The 17,089-nt window shown below is 55.2% G+C and carries 14 protein-coding genes; 5 read left to right on the top strand and 9 right to left on the bottom strand.

The features are described from left to right. Positions 1–139: 139 nt before the first annotated feature. The 5 genes from PXG97_RS05125 (at position 140) to PXG97_RS05145 (ending at position 7,073) form a co-directional block, all read left to right on the top strand. Positions 140–1,168: a LacI family DNA-binding transcriptional regulator gene (locus PXG97_RS05125; protein WP_276496640.1), complete on the top strand. Its 1,029-nt coding sequence runs from the start codon at positions 140–142 to the stop codon at positions 1,166–1,168. Between the two features lie 322 nt (positions 1,169–1,490). Next, complete coding sequence (locus tag PXG97_RS05130) at positions 1,491–3,569, top strand: phosphotransferase (protein WP_276496641.1); 2,079 nt, start codon at positions 1,491–1,493, stop codon at positions 3,567–3,569. Between the two features lie 6 nt (positions 3,570–3,575). Continuing rightward, positions 3,576–4,220 (top strand): carbohydrate-binding family 9-like protein, encoded by a 645-nt coding sequence (locus PXG97_RS05135; RefSeq protein WP_276496642.1) that lies wholly within the window; start codon positions 3,576–3,578, stop codon positions 4,218–4,220. A 47-nt stretch (positions 4,221–4,267) separates the two neighbouring features. Continuing rightward, the gene (locus PXG97_RS05140; protein ID WP_276496643.1) at positions 4,268–5,719 is read left to right on the top strand and encodes a Gfo/Idh/MocA family protein; all 1,452 of its coding nucleotides are present in this window, start codon (positions 4,268–4,270) and stop codon (positions 5,717–5,719) included. 289 nt (positions 5,720–6,008) lie between these two features. Next, positions 6,009–7,073, top strand: a complete 1,065-nt coding sequence (locus tag PXG97_RS05145; RefSeq protein ID WP_276496644.1) for a LacI family DNA-binding transcriptional regulator — start codon at positions 6,009–6,011, stop codon at positions 7,071–7,073. Between the two features lie 124 nt (positions 7,074–7,197). Here the strand turns inward: PXG97_RS05145 and PXG97_RS05150 are convergent, their stop codons facing one another. The 9 genes from PXG97_RS05150 to fucP form a co-directional block, all read right to left on the bottom strand. After that, a complete protein-coding gene (locus PXG97_RS05150) occupies positions 7,198–8,913 on the bottom strand; it encodes a GMC oxidoreductase (RefSeq protein WP_276496645.1) in 1,716 nt (571 codons plus the stop codon). Beyond that, positions 8,913–9,452: a gluconate 2-dehydrogenase subunit 3 family protein gene (locus PXG97_RS05155; RefSeq protein WP_276496646.1), complete on the bottom strand. Its 540-nt coding sequence runs from the start codon at positions 9,450–9,452 to the stop codon at positions 8,913–8,915. Before PXG97_RS05155 ends, PXG97_RS05150 begins: the two co-directional genes overlap by 1 nt. A gap of 161 nt (positions 9,453–9,613) precedes the next feature. Further along, positions 9,614–10,393 carry an L-fucose dehydrogenase gene (locus PXG97_RS05160; RefSeq protein WP_276496647.1) on the bottom strand — a complete coding sequence of 260 codons (780 nt, stop codon included), beginning with the start codon at positions 10,391–10,393 and terminating at the stop codon, positions 9,614–9,616. A gap of 2 nt (positions 10,394–10,395) precedes the next feature. Next, complete coding sequence (locus tag PXG97_RS05165) at positions 10,396–11,229, bottom strand: amidohydrolase family protein (RefSeq protein ID WP_276496648.1); 834 nt, start codon at positions 11,227–11,229, stop codon at positions 10,396–10,398. Further along, positions 11,222–12,073 (bottom strand): fumarylacetoacetate hydrolase family protein, encoded by an 852-nt coding sequence (locus PXG97_RS05170; RefSeq protein WP_276496649.1) that lies wholly within the window; start codon positions 12,071–12,073, stop codon positions 11,222–11,224. Before PXG97_RS05170 ends, PXG97_RS05165 begins: the two co-directional genes overlap by 8 nt. Positions 12,074–12,237: 164 nt before the next feature. Beyond that, positions 12,238–13,002: an SDR family NAD(P)-dependent oxidoreductase gene (locus tag PXG97_RS05175; protein ID WP_276496650.1), complete on the bottom strand. Its 765-nt coding sequence runs from the start codon at positions 13,000–13,002 to the stop codon at positions 12,238–12,240. Between the two features lie 103 nt (positions 13,003–13,105). Then, a complete protein-coding gene (locus tag PXG97_RS05180) occupies positions 13,106–14,761 on the bottom strand; it encodes a UxaA family hydrolase (protein WP_276496651.1) in 1,656 nt (551 codons plus the stop codon). Between the two features lie 632 nt (positions 14,762–15,393). After that, positions 15,394–15,723: an L-rhamnose mutarotase gene (locus PXG97_RS05185; RefSeq protein ID WP_276496652.1), complete on the bottom strand. Its 330-nt coding sequence runs from the start codon at positions 15,721–15,723 to the stop codon at positions 15,394–15,396. Position 15,724: 1 nt separating this feature from the next. Beyond that, positions 15,725–16,990, bottom strand: coding sequence for an L-fucose:H+ symporter permease (gene fucP, locus PXG97_RS05190; RefSeq protein ID WP_276496653.1), 1,266 nt, complete (start codon positions 16,988–16,990; stop codon positions 15,725–15,727). Positions 16,991–17,089: the final 99 nt, after the last annotated feature.

Raw genomic sequence — 17,089 nt, forward strand, 5'->3', positions numbered from 1 at the left:
TACTCTTCTTTACTATACAAAGATAGAATATGTTAACGAACACACAAATATTAAACGATATTTATTCTTAGTGGAAGCCTGCCTTTGGCTTCAAACTTTTTTTCAGTATTACCTTTAGTGCCACCCATACGTTAGCCTCATGTCCGGAAAACCAGTTACGATCAAGGAAATCGCCAAGATACTTCATGTGTCCACCTCCACTGTGTCCAGGGCCCTGCATGACCACCCCAGCATAGGGGCAGCCACCAGCCTGAGGATAAAACAGTTGGCCAAAGAGCTTAACTATGAACGTAACCAGACGGCCGTGCACTTCCAGCAAGGAAAAACCTACACCCTTGGGGTTATCCTGCCGGAGTTATCAGAAGCCTTCTTCTCCTCTGCCATCAGCGCCATAGAGGATACCGCCTACAAGCGTAATTACACTGTGCTGCTCGCTCAGTCGCATGACGACGCAGAGAAAGAGAAACGGTTGGTAGAAAAGATGAAGAGCCATCGGGTTGACGGCTTGCTCGTTTCGGTTGCCAAAACCACCTCTTCCTTCGAGCACTTCAGCAGCCTGAGCCAGTACAACATTCCTGTTGTATTCTTCGATCGCATTCCGCCCTTAAATGGCATACACTCTGTAGCCTGCAACATGATCACCGGAACAGTAGAGGCTGTCACCTACCTCTTAAAGAAGGGGCACCGCGCCATCGGCATGATCAACGGGCCCGATACCCTTTATGCCAGCACTGAGAGGCGGGAAGGCTACATTCAGGCCATGCAAAAGAACCGGCTCAAGTTCGACCCCTCCCTGATTGTGGGCTGCGACCTAACCGAGGAAGGAGCAACAGCTGCCTTTGAGAAGCTTTTGGCCAACAAGCGGAAGATAACCGCGGTGGTTACCTTTAACGATTACGTGTGGCTTCATGCGCAGAAACACGCCCGGACACTGGGCCTGCAGGTAAACGAAGACCTGGAGTTCGTGAGTTATGCCAACCTCCCCATGATCGCCTACATGAACCACGCCCCCCTTGCCTCTGTAGAGCAGTTCCCATACCAGCAGGGCCAGAAAGCCACTGAAATTCTGCTGGACCTCCTCTGCTCTAAAGAAGAGCCGCAACACCGGCAACAGGCGTTTTACAAAGTAACAGTAGAGTCTCAGCTCGTAGAGAGCCACAAACTGTAGGAGGCCTGAGCACGCTCCTTCCAAAGCCCAATTCTGCCTATACTCGCTGCGTGTTCGTATACATAATACACATTTTTCTTGTTTTGTAGGAGTTGGCTCTTTACATTTATACGCTGCGTCTCTCTTCTGGCCAGTTGTGAGGCCTGCCACCACACTTCTATATAAGGAGAGCGCCGGAGCGGGCTTGCTGGAGAAACCCGGTGAGCGCTACCTGCAGCCTTTAGATCAGGGTGCACCAATTACTACAAGCAGCCCCGAGGCTGCTTCACTGATGTCATTACGGGAGCTCCCCATAGATTAACATTGACCTAACCTTTACCACATGCATAAAAGCCCAACTTTACTCATTCTGGCAGCGGGTATGGCAACACGGTATGGCAGCCTGAAGCAGTTAGATGCCTTCGGCCCTAACGGCGAGACCATCATCGACTACTCCATTCACGATGCGGTGAGAGCAGGATTCGGCAAAGTTGTATTCGTTCTCCGAAAGTCCATTGAAGAGGAGTTCAAGGCTGTGATGCAGCACAGGCTGCCGGCACAGGTGACAGCGGAATACGTGACGCAGGAACTAGACATGCTGCCAACGGGCTACCAGGTACCTTCAGGCCGCACCAAGCCCTGGGGAACGGGGCATGCCGTGTGGGTGGCATCAGCCAAGCTTCAGGAGCCCTTTGCGGTTATAAACGCTGACGACTTTTACGGATACGAATCTTTTAAACTGGCGGCAGACTTCCTGAACAACAGCAAAGATGAAATGGAGTATGGCCTCATCGGCTTTAAGCTCGCCAACACTTTGTCAGACCACGGCAGCGTGTCGCGGGGAGTTTGCACTTTTGGCCCGGATCATACTTTATCCGCGCTTACAGAGCTCACCAAGATCATCCGCACAGACAACGGTCGTATACTGGTGCAGGACGAGGACGCCGCGCAGAACGAGTTGAAGGGAGACGAGATCGTTTCGATGAACCTGATGGCATTCAAGCCCTCTGTCTTCCCCCACTTTGAAAAGTACCTGAAAGTTTTCCTCGAGGAAAAGGGAAATGAGCCGAAAGCAGAGTTTTACCTTCCCTCAGTGGTAAACGCCATGCTGGCCACCGGAGCCGCGCGGGTGCAGGTTATCGCTACCCCAGAGAAATGGTTTGGCGTAACCTACCCTGAGGACAAACACAGCACCACACAGCAGTTACTCGCCCTCTTGGAGGCAGGCATATACCCAAACAGCCTGTGGGAGGAGCTCGGCCGCTCAACGCCCAATAACACAGACGCTCAGGCAGAAGCCCGGCTGCGGGAGGTACTGGCGCAATTTGACTTGAAGGGAAGTATAGCCAGCGTACAGCCGTATGGCTCCGGCCACATACACGACACCTACGCCGTTAAGAACGGGGATGACAGCTGCCCCGACTACCTGCTGCAGCGCATTAACCACAACGTTTTTAAGAACGTGCCGCTGCTGATGGAGAACATTGACCTGGTGACGCAGCACCTGCGCCAGAAGCTACAGCACATACCCGGTGCCCGACCTGACGAGGAAGTGCTTACCCTGGTGCCCACCCAAAGCAAGCAAAGCTATCACCAGGACCAGGATGGCAATTACTGGCGGGTATACTTGTTGTTGGACGGCACCCGCAGCTACGATATTGTGGAGACCCCGCAGCAGGCATTCGAGGGAGGCAAGGCCTTCGGTAAGTTTATGTCCCTGCTGGCAGACCTGGACACCAACCAACTGCACGAGTCTATCCCTGATTTCCATAACATAGAAAACCGCCTGCGACTGCTGGCCGAGGCTGTAAGCCGAAACCCTTTGGATAGGGTGGCACAGGTGCGAGAAGAGTTGGATTTCGTGCACAAGCGGGCCCAGGACATGAGCACCATCTGCCAGTTGGGCCGCAAGGGCAAGCTACCACTCCGCACGACCCACAACGACACCAAGTTCAACAACGTGCTGCTGGATAAGGATGACAAGGCCCTCTGTGTGATTGATCTGGACACGGTGATGCCGGGCTACGTGGCTTACGACTTTGGCGATGCCATCCGCACCACTGTGAACAAGGCCGCCGAGGATGAGCCGGACCTTAGCAAGATCAACGCTGACCTGGACCTGTTCAGGGCCTTTACCGAAGGCTTCCTGCAGGAAACCAGTGCTTTCCTTACCGAGGAGGAAGTAAACTCTCTGGAGCCTGGGGCAAGGCTCCTCCCTTACATTATGGGCGTGCGCTTCCTCACAGATTATATTGATGGCGACCACTACTATAAGATCCACTTCCCGGAGCACAACCTGCAACGGGCACGCGCTCAGTTCCGGCTGGTAGAAGTACTGGAGGAGAAGACACCGCTGCTGCAACGCATGATACAGGAAATGGCACTGGCCTTTAAAGCTGCCGCAACAGTGCCACACAAATAGAGAAAAATGAAGCAACTGACAGTTCCGCACCTGCCCGAGCTGCACCGGGAAAGCCCGCTTTCCTTCGTTTCAGAGAGGCTTGACCAGCTCCCGGCACAGCGAATTGATGTGGCCCCATGGGCAGATGGCGGCAAGCCCGCTGAGGCAACCTTTACCATTGCCCACCATGCAGACTGCCTCTACCTGAAGTATAAAGTGGCGGAAGAAACTGTGCTGGCAAGGTACCGAAGTATAAACGACCCGGTTTACAGGGACAGCTGCGTGGAGTTCTTCGTCTGCTTCGCCAATGACAGCGCCTACTATAACATTGAGGCAAACTGCCTGGGCACCTGCCTGGTGGGCTATGGCCCGGACAGGCATAACAGGAAACAGCTTCCGGCCGCCCTGATCTCCGGCATCGAGCATCACGCTCACCTGAGGGTATTGAACAACGGGCACACCGGAAAGAGCTGGGAGCTGACGCTAAGGATCCCGGCCGCCCTGTTCGAGGCGCAGAGTTTTGCATCGTTTGAGGGGCTACAGGCCCGGGGCAACTTTTATAAGTGTGGCGATGACCTACCGGAGCCACACTACCTGGCCTGGAACCCGATAGAGGCGCCGGAACCGGATTTTCATAGGCCGGAGCACTTTGGCAGTATTGTATTTGCTTAAGCATCACTTTATAAAAAACATCAGCTAAACATCTAACCTTTATCACCATGAGTAGCAACCGTAGAGAATTCCTGAAGCTTTCCGGACTGGCTGGCATCAGTATAGCCGGCACTGGCTTGCTGGGGGGCTGTGCCGCTGGCGCCGCTGAAGAGCAGTCGCAGTCTAACCTGGCGCAGATAGCGCAGCAGGCGAAGCGCAAGCACACCCAACACTTTAACATGAGCGGCTACAGTGCTCCCAAGCTCGACAAGGTGCGCATCGGCTTTGTGGGCCTGGGCATGAGAGGGCCGGGTGCCGTTTACCGCATGAGCAACATAGAGGGCGTTGAAATCAAGGCACTCTGCGACCTGCTGCCGGAGCGGGCAGAGAAAGTGAAGCAACAGCTGCAGGAAAGAACAGGATCGGCACATAACCCTACCCTGTACTCTGGCAAAGAGGACTCCTGGAAACAGATGATGGAAAGAGATGACTTAGACCTGATTTACATTACCACCCCCTGGCACCTGCATACCCCACAGGCAGTTTATGCCATGGAGCACGGCAAGCACGCCGCCGTAGAGGTGCCTGCCGCCACCACCATGGAGGAGTGCTGGCAACTTGTGGAGACATCGGAGCGCACCAAAAAGCACTGCATGATGCTGGAGAACTGTTGCTACGATTTCTTCGAAATCCTGACGCTGAACATGGCCCGCCAAGGCTTCTTCGGGGAGATCATACACGGGGAGGGCGCCTATATCCATCAGCTGCTGGACCTCAATTTCGACAAAGAAGGCTATCAGGGCATGTGGCGCCTGAAGGAGAACATGACCCGCAACGGCAGCCTCTATCCTACCCACGGCCTGGGCCCGATTTGCCAGGTGATGAACATCAACCGCGGCGACGTGATGGACTACCTGACGTCTGTGTCGAGCGACGACTTTATGATGTATGAAGAGGCCCAGAAACGTGCCGAAGGTGATGGTTTCTATAAAGAGTTTGTGCAGGATACTTACCGTGGTAACATGAACACCACCACGATCCGCACCAAGAAGGGCCGCACCATCATGATCCAGCACGACGTAACCTCGCCCCGCCCCTACTCCAGAATCCACCTGGTAAGCGGCACCAAGGGCATTGCCCGTAAGTGGCCGGAGCAGAAAATCGCCACAGGCCACAGCTGGCTAAAACCTGAGGAGGTGAAGGCGCTCGAGGAGCAGTATACTCCTGAGATTGTTCGGAGAATCGGGGAGATGGCCAAGAAGATTGGCGGCCACGGCGGCATGGACTTTATGATGGACTGGCGCCTGATTGACTGCCTGCGCAACGGCCTGCCGCTAGACCAGGATGTGTACGACGCAGCCTCCTGGACGTCTGTGGGCCTGCTGAGCGAGTGGTCGGTGGCTAACCGCTCCAACTCAATCGACGTGCCCGACTTCACGGGTGGAGCCTGGAAAAACAACGCCCCGGTTGACCTTTCACTTGCCGGCGGCGGTACCACCAACGTGATCGTTAAATCCTGACAGGAACAGCCTTTGCTTTAGCCATACCCCGGTCCGTAAGGCCGGGGTATTTTTTTGATAACCAGGCACATGCCGCGCCTCATACTTCGGAACCACACTTTTTACCGGCCACGTTGTCACTTAAACCGAACATTCTTGTAACTTTATATGTGCCTAGAGGGTGCTGCAGAAGGTTTTGCAGCCTACGGAAAGCCCCTGCCGAGAGGCAATACCTTGCACCAGAGATCCGGCTGGGGTATCCCACAGTCTGTCCGCAAGAGTATTTCACACGTTAAACGCTAATCAAAACTTGAACAAGGTTGTTAGGATAAAGGATATCGCCGAGAAGGCAAACGTATCGACGGGAACAGTGGACCGTGTGCTTCATAACCGCGGAAGGGTGGCTGAAGAAGTGCGCCAGCGGGTGCTTCAAATAGCCGAGGAACTTAACTATAAGCCCAACTTTCTGGCCCGTGCCCTGGTTACCAACAAAACTTACCAGATAGCCGCCCTGATACCCGATCCTGCTTACGACCGGTATTGGCTGGCCCCTAAAGCCGGGATTGAAAAAGCGGAAGAGGAACTGCAGCAGTATGGCCTGCGGGTAACGCAATACTGCTTCGATCCCTTTAAGGCAGAGTCTTTTGTAAAGGAAGCCGACAAGATAGCCTCCAAGCCTTTTGATGGCATACTGGTGGCCCCGGTGTTTTACCGCCAGTCCCTCTCCTACTTCAGCAAGTGGAAGCGCCAGGGTATTCCGTTTGTGCTTTTCAACACGCACATCCCGAACTACGAGCCGCTCATGTACATCGGGCAAGACTCTTACCAGAGTGGCTTTCTGGCGGCCAAGCTGCTACACTATGGCAATAAGGAGAAGGGCACTTTTGTAGTGGCGCACATTGAGGAAGACGTGGCCAACTCCTCCCACCTGATCAGCAAAGAACAAGGCTTTGTGGATTACTTTGTGACGCAGGGGCTGGAGGAGATGTACAAGGTCGTGCAGATAGACGTGCAGGGCGGGGGCAAGCAAAGCGTGGCACAGCAGTTAGACAAGCTTTTCAAAGATAACCGCGACACCCGAGGGGTGTTCGTAACAAACTCCAAGGCCTACGTTATGGCTGACTACCTGACCCAGAGAAAGCTGCATCAGGTGCACCTGGTTGGCTACGACCTGATCGAGGAGAACCTGGCCCACCTGAACACCAACCAAGTCAATTTCCTGATCAACCAGAACCCGAAAGGTCAGGGATATTGGGGAATTCAGGGCCTAGCCGACCACCTGATCTTCAAGAAGAAGAACAACCCCATCAAATACCTCCCACTGGACATCATCACGAAAGAGAACCTGCATTACTACATAGAGGCAGATCTCTAAGGAAGTTGTTTATTCAGGTAGCACCCTGTGCTCCACAGCACCATTCTAGGGGTTATTGGCCAGTTATTGACAGAGGCCTGCGTAGGAACGTGCTCCCACGCAGGCCTCTGTCTTTTTTAGTTCCTTACAGATTCCCCTTGTTCATCTCGCGCACGGCGTGGTCTACGGCGCGGGCCGTCAGGGCCATGTAGGTGAGCGATGGGTTCTGGGTAGAGGTAGAGGTCATGCAGGCCCCGTCGGTGACGAACACGTTCTGGCAGGCGTGCAGCTGGTTATACTTGTTCAGCAGCGAGGTCTTCGGGTCGTGCCCCATGCGCACGCCGCCCATCTCGTGTATGTCGAGCCCCGGCGCTTGCTTTGAGTCGACGGTACGGATGTTGGTGAAACCAGCCTTGGTGAACATCTCCTCCATCTGCGCAAGGTAATCCTTGATCATCTTCTCGTCGTTATCGTCGTAGCCAATGTTGATGCTGAGCAGCGGCATGCCCCAAGCGTCCTTCTGGTCCTTGCTCAGGCTCACGTAGTTCTCCTCCTTCGGAATCGTCTCCCCCATCATGTGCGAGCCTACTTTCCAGTTGCCCCACTCGGGATTCAGTAGTTGCTGCTTCAGGTCCTCCCCGAAGCCGGAGCGGTCCTCTGTCTGGTAGCGGCGCGCCCCGAAGCCGGCGGCATACCCCCGGAGGAAATCCGTCTCCTGCTTGTGCAGGTTTCTGAAGCGCGGGATGTAGCCGCCATCGGACGGGTTGCGCCCTGCTGTGGCATACTGCAGCAGCCCATCGTACTCGGCCGTTACCCTGGCCCGGTAGTTATGGAAGGCCACGTACTTGCCCAGCAGCCCGCTGTCGTTGCCCAGCCCGTTGGGGAAGCGCGCGGAAGTGGAGTTGAGCAGGATGTGGTTGGTGTGCAGCGCCGAGGCGTTCACGAAGATGATGCGGGCATAGTACTCGGTCACCTCCTTGGTGTTGGCGTCCACCACGCGCACGCCGGTGGCCTTGCCGGCCTTTTCGTCATAGATTACCGACTCTACCACCGAGAAAGGCCTGAGCGTGAGGTTGCCCGTGCGCTCGGCCCAGGGTAAAGTGGAGGAGTTACTGCTAAAGTAGCCGCCGAAAGGGCAGCCGCGCTGGCAGAGGGTGCGGTTCTGGCACTGCGCCCGGCCCTGGTCGAAGTGAATTTGGTTCGGCTTGGACAGGTGCGCGCAGCGGGCGCTGATCACGTGGCGGTTGCCGTAGTGGCTTTTGAGCTGCTGGCGGAAGTAGTCTTCTACGCTGTTGAGCGGGTAAGGGGGCAGGAATTCGCCATCCGGCAGCTCGGCCAGGCCATCGCGGTTGCCCGAGATGCCGGCGAACTTCTCCACGTGGCTGTACCAGTGCGCCAGGTCCTTGTAACGGATGGGCCAGTCCACGGCAAAGCCATCGCGCGCGGGGCCCTCGAAGTCCAGGTCGCTCCAGCGCTGGGTCTGCCTTGCCCACAAAAGCGACTTGCCACCCACCTGGTAGCCGCGGATCCAGTCAAAGGGCTTTTCCTGCACGTAGGGGTGCTCGGAGTCCTTGACAAAGAAGTGCATGGCGTCCTCGCGGAAAGCGTAGCAGCGGCTCACCACCGGCTCCTTCTCTTGTATCTCACGGGGCACCTGCCCGCGGTGCTCGAACTCGTAAGGCATCTTGTTGGTGGTGGGGTAGTCGCGGTTGTGCTTCACGTCGCGGCCCCGCTCCAGCACCAAGGTCTTCAGGCCTTTTTCGGTCAGTTCCTTGGCTGCCCAGCCCCCGCTTATGCCCGAGCCGATCACAATTGCGTCGAAGGTGCGCTGCTTGGCGCTGTCTATGTTGAGGTTTGCCATTAGCTTATTTGTGCTTCTGCTGTTACAGGATAGTAGGCCTCATAGCGGCCCGGCACCAGTTCGTACACCCGCAGGGTAGTCATCACCAGTTGGGAGTTCAGGTAGCCCTTGATGGTCTCGTTCTTAAGGATGCGGTAGAAGGTGAGCACCTCCTCCGGCGCCTCCCCGCCGTTAATGGTCGCGATCACCGCTCGCCGTTGCTCGGGGCTGCATTTGGTAAACCGCTTTCCCGCCTGCGCCTTGGTCAGCTCCGCGAAGGCGTCCATGCCGGCCATAAAAGCCTGCTGCTCCTCAGCCCCGTAGCAGTCGTCAAGCATCTTGAGCGTGAACAGGTGCAAGCCCATGTCCTTGGCCCCAGGGGTGTCAGTGGCCGGGAGGATCGTCTCGACCACCTCGGCCAAAAGCTCCTCCTGCCCGGCCGACACATCCAGGTGCCGCAGGGGGATAGAAGCTTTGCCCTCCTCCAAAACGCAGGAGGGCAGCACCGCCGCGCCCCCCGCAAAAATCAGCAAGCCCTTTACTACAGATCGCCTGTCCATACTTTCCAGCTCTTAGTTATAGTTTCGTGTTACCTTAGGATACTATCGGAAACAATCCTCGACGCTCTTTTGTCCCGGATGTTGTGGCCCACGTCCATCTTTTCATTCAAGTATACAAATACTCAGTAATAACTACAACTCTTGGATACAACTACCTTATGCTACAGCGCCCTATCCAAATGTACATAGCCGCCATCTACGTGGATCAGCTGACCGGTGGTATGGCTGGATTTTGGGGAGAGCAGAAAGGCCACAGTATTCGCGATCTCGGTAGTAGTGGTCATGCGCTGCTCCAGCGGGATCTTCTGTGTGATAGATTTCAGCTTCTCTTCCGGCTTGTCAAACGTGCTGATCCAGGAGGCATAGAGCGGGGTCCAGGCCTCAGCCACGATCACGGCGTTCACCCTTATGCTGTAAGGCAGGAGCTCCACCGCCCACTCACGGGTAAGGGCATTGCGCCCGCCGTTGGAGGCGGCGTAGGCTGAGGTGCCCCCCTGGCCTGTTTCGGCGGTTTTGGAACCGATGTTTACGATCGCACCTTTCGATTCTTTCAGCGCCGGCAGGGCGTGATGCGCCATCAGGTAGTAGTGCACCACGTTCTTGTGGAGCGAAGCCATAAAAGCTTCGTAGCTGCCCTTCTCCAGCCCTACCCCATCGTTTACGCCAGCATTGTTCACCAGTCCATCAATGCGGCCATACTTTTGCAGCACGGCCTGCACGGCCTGCGCACAGGCCTCGGGTTCTGTCAACTCGGCCACCACCTCAAAGGCACGTCCTCCAGCGGCCTCTACCTCTGCCACCGTTTTCCGGTTATCTTCCTGGCTTCTGCCAACAATAACCGGAATTGCCCCTTCACCGGCCAGCACTTTTACAATGCCCTCGCCAATGCCTTTGGCTCCGCCTGTTACGATGATAACTTTATCTTTGAGTTCTAAATCCATACTTAGCTTAGGTTGTAAAACGTAGTGGCGTTGCCGCCGAAAATGGCCGACTGCTCCTCTTTGGAGAAAGTCGAGAAGTACTCCTCCACAATGCCCAGCGTGTCCGCATAGCTTGCTGCCACCAGGCACACCGGCCAGTCGGAGCCGAAGAGCAGGCGGCTCGTGCCGAAGGTCTCTACAATGGTGTCGAGGTATGGGCGGAAATCTTCCTTTTTCCAGTGCTGCCAATCAGCCTCGGTCACCATACCCGATACTTTGCAGCACACGTTTTCATACTTGGCAAAAGCCTTCATACTTTGCCGCCACGCATCTATACTTTGGTTTCGGATGTCGGGCTTGGCCAGGTGATCGATCACAAAAGGTTGATTGGGGAAGGCAGCTACGAACTCTCTGCTGTAATCAAGCTGGTTGGGGTAAATGAGCACGTCGTACGTATAGCCATGCTTTGCCAGCTTGCCCACGCCGCGCAGGAACTCCGGCCGCAGCATAATGGCCGGGTCCGGGTTGCCCTGCAGCACGTAGCGGAAGCCTTTCAGCTTCTCGAACTGCTTATAGTACGCCAGCTTCTCCTCCACGTCTTCGGCCAGGAAATCCACCCAACCGACAACGCCTTTCACAAAATCATACTTGGCAGCCTGCTCCAGCAGAAATACGTTCTCCTCCTCGGGCTGCGAAGACTGCACCAGCACACAGCCGTCGAAGCCATGCTGGTGCAGCAAGGGCTGCAAATCCTCTGGCATGAAGTCGCGCTGAATCACCGCCATCTCGTCGGTTATCCAGCTCTCGCGCCAGGGGTTATACTTCCAGAAGTGCTGGTGCGCGTCTATTTTAAGCATAGGCGCTCACAGTTTGCTTCGAGGAACCCAACCCGTCGATGCCCAGCTCTACCACGTCGCCCGCCTTCAGGTATACCTGCGGGTTCATGCCCAGGCCCACACCGGCTGGCGTGCCTGTGGTGATCATATCGCCTGGCAGCAGGGTCATGAACTGGCTCAGGTAAGAAACCAGGAAAGGAATCTTGAAGATAAGGTTGGCTGTGGTGCCGTCTTGCATCGTTTCGCCATTCACGGTCAGCCACAGGCGCAGGTTATTTATATCCTCCAGCTCATCCGGCGTGGCCAGGAACGGACCTACCGGCGCAAAGGTGTCGTTGCTTTTGCCTTTTACCCATTGCCCGCCGCGTTCCAGCTGGAAAGCACGCTCGCTGTAGTCGTTGTGCAGCGCGTAACCCGCCACATAGTCCAGCGCCTCTTCTTCCGACACATAGCTTGCTTTCTTGCCAATAATCACGGCCAGCTCCACTTCCCAGTCCAGCTTCTCGGAATTCCGAGGGATGATGACATTATCATTCGGGCCGCAAAGCGCAGAAGTCGCCTTAAAGAACACGATCGGCTCCTGCGGAATGGCAGCACCTGTTTCCTTGGCGTGGTCGGCGTAGTTCAACCCGATGCAGACGATCTTGGACGGACGGGCAATCGGCGAGCCCAGACGAACATCATCCGCCACTTGTGGCAGCTTTCCTTCGTTCTGCTGCACGTAGGCCTGCAGGCGCTCCAGCCCGTTGCGCTGGAAGAACTGCTCGTTGTAATCCTCGCCGAAGGCAGATACGTCGCACTTTACATCGTTTAGAATCACGCCGGCTTTCTCCTGGCCCGGCTCACCAAATCGGATTAATTTCATGGTAATCTTTTGTAAGTATACTTTGGCTCTCAGCTTGTACTGGAGCGGTTTATTTAGAATGTGATAATGGGAACCCACCCCTGCCCCTCCCAGGAGGGGAATTACCTACTCTTGCAAAACTCCCCTCTTGGGAGGGATTGGGGTGGGTTTTCGTTCTTGCAGATTTAATTATTCAGCCTGATAAAGCCACCGTCGATCGGGTAGTCGCAGCCGGTGATGAAGCTCGCCTCTTCGGAGCACAGGTAGAGGGCCAGTGCAGCTACTTCCTCCGGTTTGGCCATACGCCCGATAGGCTGCGTTTTGGAGAGTTTCTCGAACATCTCTTCTTCCTGCCCCGGGTAGTTCTTCGAGATAAAACCGTCTACGAAAGGCGTGTGCACGCGCGCCGGCGAAATGCTGTTGCAGCGGATGCCGGCACCTAAATAATCTTTGGCCACCGACATGGTCATGGCATGAATGGCGCCTTTGCTCATGGTATAGGCAAAGCGGTCAGGTATACCCACATGCGAGGCAATGGACGCCAGGTTCAGTATGGCTCCGCCACCGTTTGGCTTCATACTTTCCACAGCCGCCTGCAGGCAGTTATAGGCCCCTTTCACGTTTACTCGGTAAATGCGGTCGAGGTCTTCTTCAGTGGTGTTCTCCAGGTTGCCCACATGCGCGATACCCGCATTGTTGACCAGGATGTCCGCCCGGCCTATACTTTGGAAAACCGCTTTTACCTGGCTCTGATTGCTCACATCACACGTATGGCTGAAGGCTTTGCCGCCGTTGGCTTCAATTTCAGAGAGTGTTTGTGCAGCCGCTTCATGGCTTAACTCTATCACATGCACCTCAGCGCCCTGGCGGGCAAAAACAATGGAAATAGCCTTGCCGATGCCGCTTCCGCCACCAGTTACCACGGCTTTCTTTCCTGTTAACTCAAACATGGTTATTCGTTGTTAGTTGTTCGTTGTTGGTTGATAGTTATTGGATCTGGGGTGATGATTTATACTTAGCCCTAAGTGTCATTTAACTTTGAGAAAGTCAGCATTAAAGGGATACGCCACGCTTCCAAAAGATAAAGTCGTCCTGGCCCAGCTCCATGGCTTTAGTATCGTACGCACCGCTGGCCAGGCCGATGATGTACTCCAGCATTTCCTCCCCTAGTTGCTCAATCGTCTTCTCCCCGCTGATAACGGGGCCGGCATCAAGGTCGATGATGTCGGGCAGGCGGGTGGCGAGGCTGGTATTGCTGGATATCTTTACAACCGGAGAAACGGGATTGCCCGTAGGCGTGCCCAGGCCGGTCGTGAAAAGTTGGATATTACAGCCCGAGCCAGCCATAGCCGTGGTGCTTTCCACGTCGTTGCCCGGCGTACAAAGCAAGGTAAGGCCGCTGCGTCGCACGTACTGCCCATAGCCCAGCACATCGGCTACCGGAGAGGTACCGCCTTTCTTAGCCGCCCCCGCTGATTTAATGGCATCGGTGATCAGGCCGTCGCGGATATTGCCCGGCGAAGGATTCATATCGAAACCAGAGCCTACGGCCTCGGCACGGGCAGCATAGTCGCGCATGAGCTTCACAAAACGGTCAGCGGTTTCCTCGTTAGCACAGCGATTTATCAGCTCCTGCTCCACGCCACATAACTCCGGGAATTCACTCAGCACCACCTTTCCGCCCAACGCCGCTATCAGATCAGCCGCATAGCCTACGGCCGGATTGGCTGAAATGCCCGAAAAGCCGTCAGAGCCGCCGCACTCCACGCCCACCACCAGCTTATCCAGCGAGGCTGGCTGGCGCTCGATACTGTTGGCCCCCGCTATACCTATAAATGTCTGCAAAATAGCTTCCGACAGCATGGTCGATTCGGAGGCGGCTTTCTGCTGTTCAAAGATCAGAAGCGGCTTCGAGAAGTTTGGATCACGCTCCTTGATCTTTTCCTGCAGGATGCTTACCTGCGCATGCTGACAACCCAGGCTCAGCACGGTAACGCCGGCCACGTTCGGGTTCACGCAGTAGCCGGCCAGCAAGGCGCACAGGTTGTCGGCATCCTCGCGGGTGCCGCCGCAGCCCCCGTCGTGCACGATAAACTTCACTCCGTCCACGTTCGGGAAAAGCCGCTGCTGCGAAGTATAAACCGGAGCTTCCGCTAGTTTATACTCCCGCAAGTCTTTGCCTTGCCTGTACAGGTCGGCCAACTCCCGCACCTGCGCCTCATACTTGTTGGTGGACGTGTAGCCCAACTCCTTAAGGAAGGCATGCTTAAGTGTTTCGATGTTACGGTTCTCGCAGAAGACCAGCGGCAGCACCAGCCAATAGTTGCGTGTGCCCACCTGCCCGTCGGCGCGGAGGAAGCCCATGAAAGTGCGGCCTTGCCATTTGCTTACGTCCGGCGCCTGCCACACATAGTCTCCGGCTTTCTGAGAAAAGCTCTCCGCCGCGTGTTTCAGGTTATCGGTGGTCAGCAGGCTACCGGCTGGCAGGGCGCAGGTGGTTTTGCCTACCAGCACGCCGTACATGTATACTTCAGAGCCGGCCGCCATATCGGCTACCGTGAACTTATGCTTGGCCGCCACGGTGTCTTTTAAAGTGAACTCCTGTCCGCCAAAGTGGACCTGGCTACCAGCTTCCTGGTCCTGCAGGGCCACCAGCACGTTGTCTTTGGGGTGGATCTGGAGGTATGTTTGTTTGGTTTCTGATATCATTTGGGTACTCGGTTATACTTTCTAATAGCGCAAGCTTTATGACTTGTATCTTGCTTGGGTAATCGCTGGCGCGAGTTTGTAACTCGTGCCTTTATATCTTCTCTGATTTGCAATCCGAGTGGCTCGTAGAGTCATATTTATCTTCGGCTAAACTTTTATACTTTGCTACACCGCTGTTCCGGACATCCTTGTTCGGAACCAAAGCTGCTGCGGATTTCCTAATCCGCGTAAGTCATACTTTATACTACAATTTATACTTTCCATAGCCCCTGCTTCCTTCTACTGGACACAAGCTATCCTTGCTAGCTGCCGTTCATCCTCTAGTTCCCACACACCTAAAGTTGCATCTCATACTTTGGAGCTCTCAAGCCCGAGAGGGCTCGTTTTCCTACTCGGCGCTGGGAGCTTTTCCTGCCCTCGTACCTCGGGCTGCCTGCGGCACCGGAAAAACTCGCATAGGCGCCTCACAGAAAAACTGGGTATTATTTTAGTAGCCCCTTTCTTTCATCTCGAACATAGTGAGAGATCTCTTTAGAATCCTTTTTAGATTTCTCGCGCTGCTCGAGATGACAGCAGTTATGGCAAGTAAAACTCCCTCCCCTGTACTTAGGGGAGGGTTGGGGAGGGGTAACTCATAACACAAAAATCTGCTCCATCAGCTGCCACTTCTCTCCTGCTGCCACACCCGGAAGCGCCTGCTGGTACTGCCACATCAGCTCTTCCCACTCCTGCACTTTCGGGTTAGCAGCATCTTGGGCAGCTTTCTTCTCAAAGCTGAAACTCTCATCCACCTCCATGAGCATAAACAGCCGGTTGCCCCACCTGTAAATCTCCATGTGGCGTATGCCTGCTTCTTTTATACTTGCCTGAATCTCCGGCCATACCTGCCGGTGATGCGCTTCATACTCCGCGATGAGGCTTGGGTCGTCCTTTAGATCGAGTGTTAAACTGTATCGTTTCATGTTAATGCACTAAAGCTACCTCCTGCTGCTTCACAGCCATATTGCGGAAGGCAAAGTATAAAACAAACAAAAAGCACACGGCCGGCACCAGGTAAGCCACCCGGATATTATAGCTATCGGACACGCCACCCATGATTACCGGCAGAATCGCGCCTCCCACAATCGACATGATCAGCAGCGATGAGGCCTGCTTGGTTTTGGCGCCCAGCCCTTGTATGCTCAGCGAGAAAATAGTCGGGAACATGATAGACATGAAGAACTCCACCCCCATCAGGGCATAGATAGACACGTAGCCGCTGGCTGCCACGGCTACCACCGTAAGCAGGAAGCATAGCACAGCGTAAATCGCCAATAGCCGGGCCGGAAGTATAAACCGCATCAGGAAGGTACCTACAAAGCGCCCGATCATAAAGCCGAAAAGCGCCACGGCCAGCAGCATGGCAGCTGTTTTCTCGCCCACCCCGGCGGCACTGCCCGAAAAGCGGATAAAGAAACTGGCAATACACACCTGCGCCCCCACATAGAAAAATTGGGTCAACACGCCCAGCATCAGGTTACGCTTCTTGAGGATACTTTCCCCGTTATCTGTTGCTGCTACCTCTTCCTCTTCTTTAATCTCCGGCAGCGGCACCCGCCACAGCACCAGCGCCACCGCCAGCACCACCAGCCCGATTACCAGGTAAGGCACCTGCACGCTGGAGGCCTCCAAGTCGAGGCAGGCAGTTACCTGACTGGCCGGCATGGCCGCCAGTTCTTCGTCGGTATAAGAGGTACCGGAAAGTATAAAGATGCCCCCCATCAACGGGGCCAGCGTAGCGGCAAGTCCGTTAAACGATTGGGAGAAGTTAAGGCGTTGGGTGGCGGTTTCCGCAGAGCCGAGCACTGTTACATAAGGGTTAGCTGCCGTCTCCAGAAACGTGAGTCCGCTGGCGATCACAAACAAGGCACCCAGGAAAAAGCCGAACATCCTCAGTTCCGCGGCCGGGTAGAACAGGAACGCGCCCACCGCAAACAGCACCAGCCCCAGCACAATGCCACTCTTGTACCCAAACCGCTTCATAAAGTAGCCCGCCGGCAGCGCCATCAGAAAATAGGCGATAAAGAAGGCAGAGTCAATGAAAGCCGACTGCACATCCGTTAGCTGGCAAGCCTTTTTCAGGTGCGGGATTAGGATAGGGTTCAGGTTATGGGCAAAGCCCCAGAGAAAGAACAAAGAGGTAATGAGGATAAAAGGCAGGAAGTACCTGTTCTTTTGAGCTGCTTGCATAGGCTGTAAAGTTTGTTTAGTCATCGAAACTAGTACTGGTAATTCCTGCCCGTGGCGCACCCTATCTGCCCTTTTCATCTGCTGTCGCGCTTTAGCTAT

Source organism: Pontibacter litorisediminis (assembly GCF_029360645.1).
GTDB lineage: Bacteria > Bacteroidota > Bacteroidia > Cytophagales > Hymenobacteraceae > Pontibacter > Pontibacter litorisediminis.

Coding starts and splice junctions, on each gene's coding strand:
- fucP (WP_276496653.1), bottom strand. CDS start 16,990: ATGCAAGCAGCTCAAAAGAACAGGTACTTCCTGCCTTTTATCCTCATT.
- PXG97_RS05150 (WP_276496645.1), bottom strand. CDS start 8,913: ATGGCAAACCTCAACATAGACAGCGCCAAGCAGCGCACCTTCGACGCA.
- PXG97_RS05155 (WP_276496646.1), bottom strand. CDS start 9,452: ATGGACAGGCGATCTGTAGTAAAGGGCTTGCTGATTTTTGCGGGGGGC.
- PXG97_RS05160 (WP_276496647.1), bottom strand. CDS start 10,393: ATGGATTTAGAACTCAAAGATAAAGTTATCATCGTAACAGGCGGAGCC.
- PXG97_RS05130 (WP_276496641.1), top strand. CDS start 1,491: ATGCATAAAAGCCCAACTTTACTCATTCTGGCAGCGGGTATGGCAACA.
- PXG97_RS05125 (WP_276496640.1), top strand. CDS start 140: ATGTCCGGAAAACCAGTTACGATCAAGGAAATCGCCAAGATACTTCAT.
- PXG97_RS05175 (WP_276496650.1), bottom strand. CDS start 13,002: ATGTTTGAGTTAACAGGAAAGAAAGCCGTGGTAACTGGTGGCGGAAGC.
- PXG97_RS05170 (WP_276496649.1), bottom strand. CDS start 12,073: ATGAAATTAATCCGATTTGGTGAGCCGGGCCAGGAGAAAGCCGGCGTG.
- PXG97_RS05135 (WP_276496642.1), top strand. CDS start 3,576: ATGAAGCAACTGACAGTTCCGCACCTGCCCGAGCTGCACCGGGAAAGC.
- PXG97_RS05165 (WP_276496648.1), bottom strand. CDS start 11,229: ATGCTTAAAATAGACGCGCACCAGCACTTCTGGAAGTATAACCCCTGG.
- PXG97_RS05180 (WP_276496651.1), bottom strand. CDS start 14,761: ATGATATCAGAAACCAAACAAACATACCTCCAGATCCACCCCAAAGAC.
- PXG97_RS05140 (WP_276496643.1), top strand. CDS start 4,268: ATGAGTAGCAACCGTAGAGAATTCCTGAAGCTTTCCGGACTGGCTGGC.
- PXG97_RS05185 (WP_276496652.1), bottom strand. CDS start 15,723: ATGAAACGATACAGTTTAACACTCGATCTAAAGGACGACCCAAGCCTC.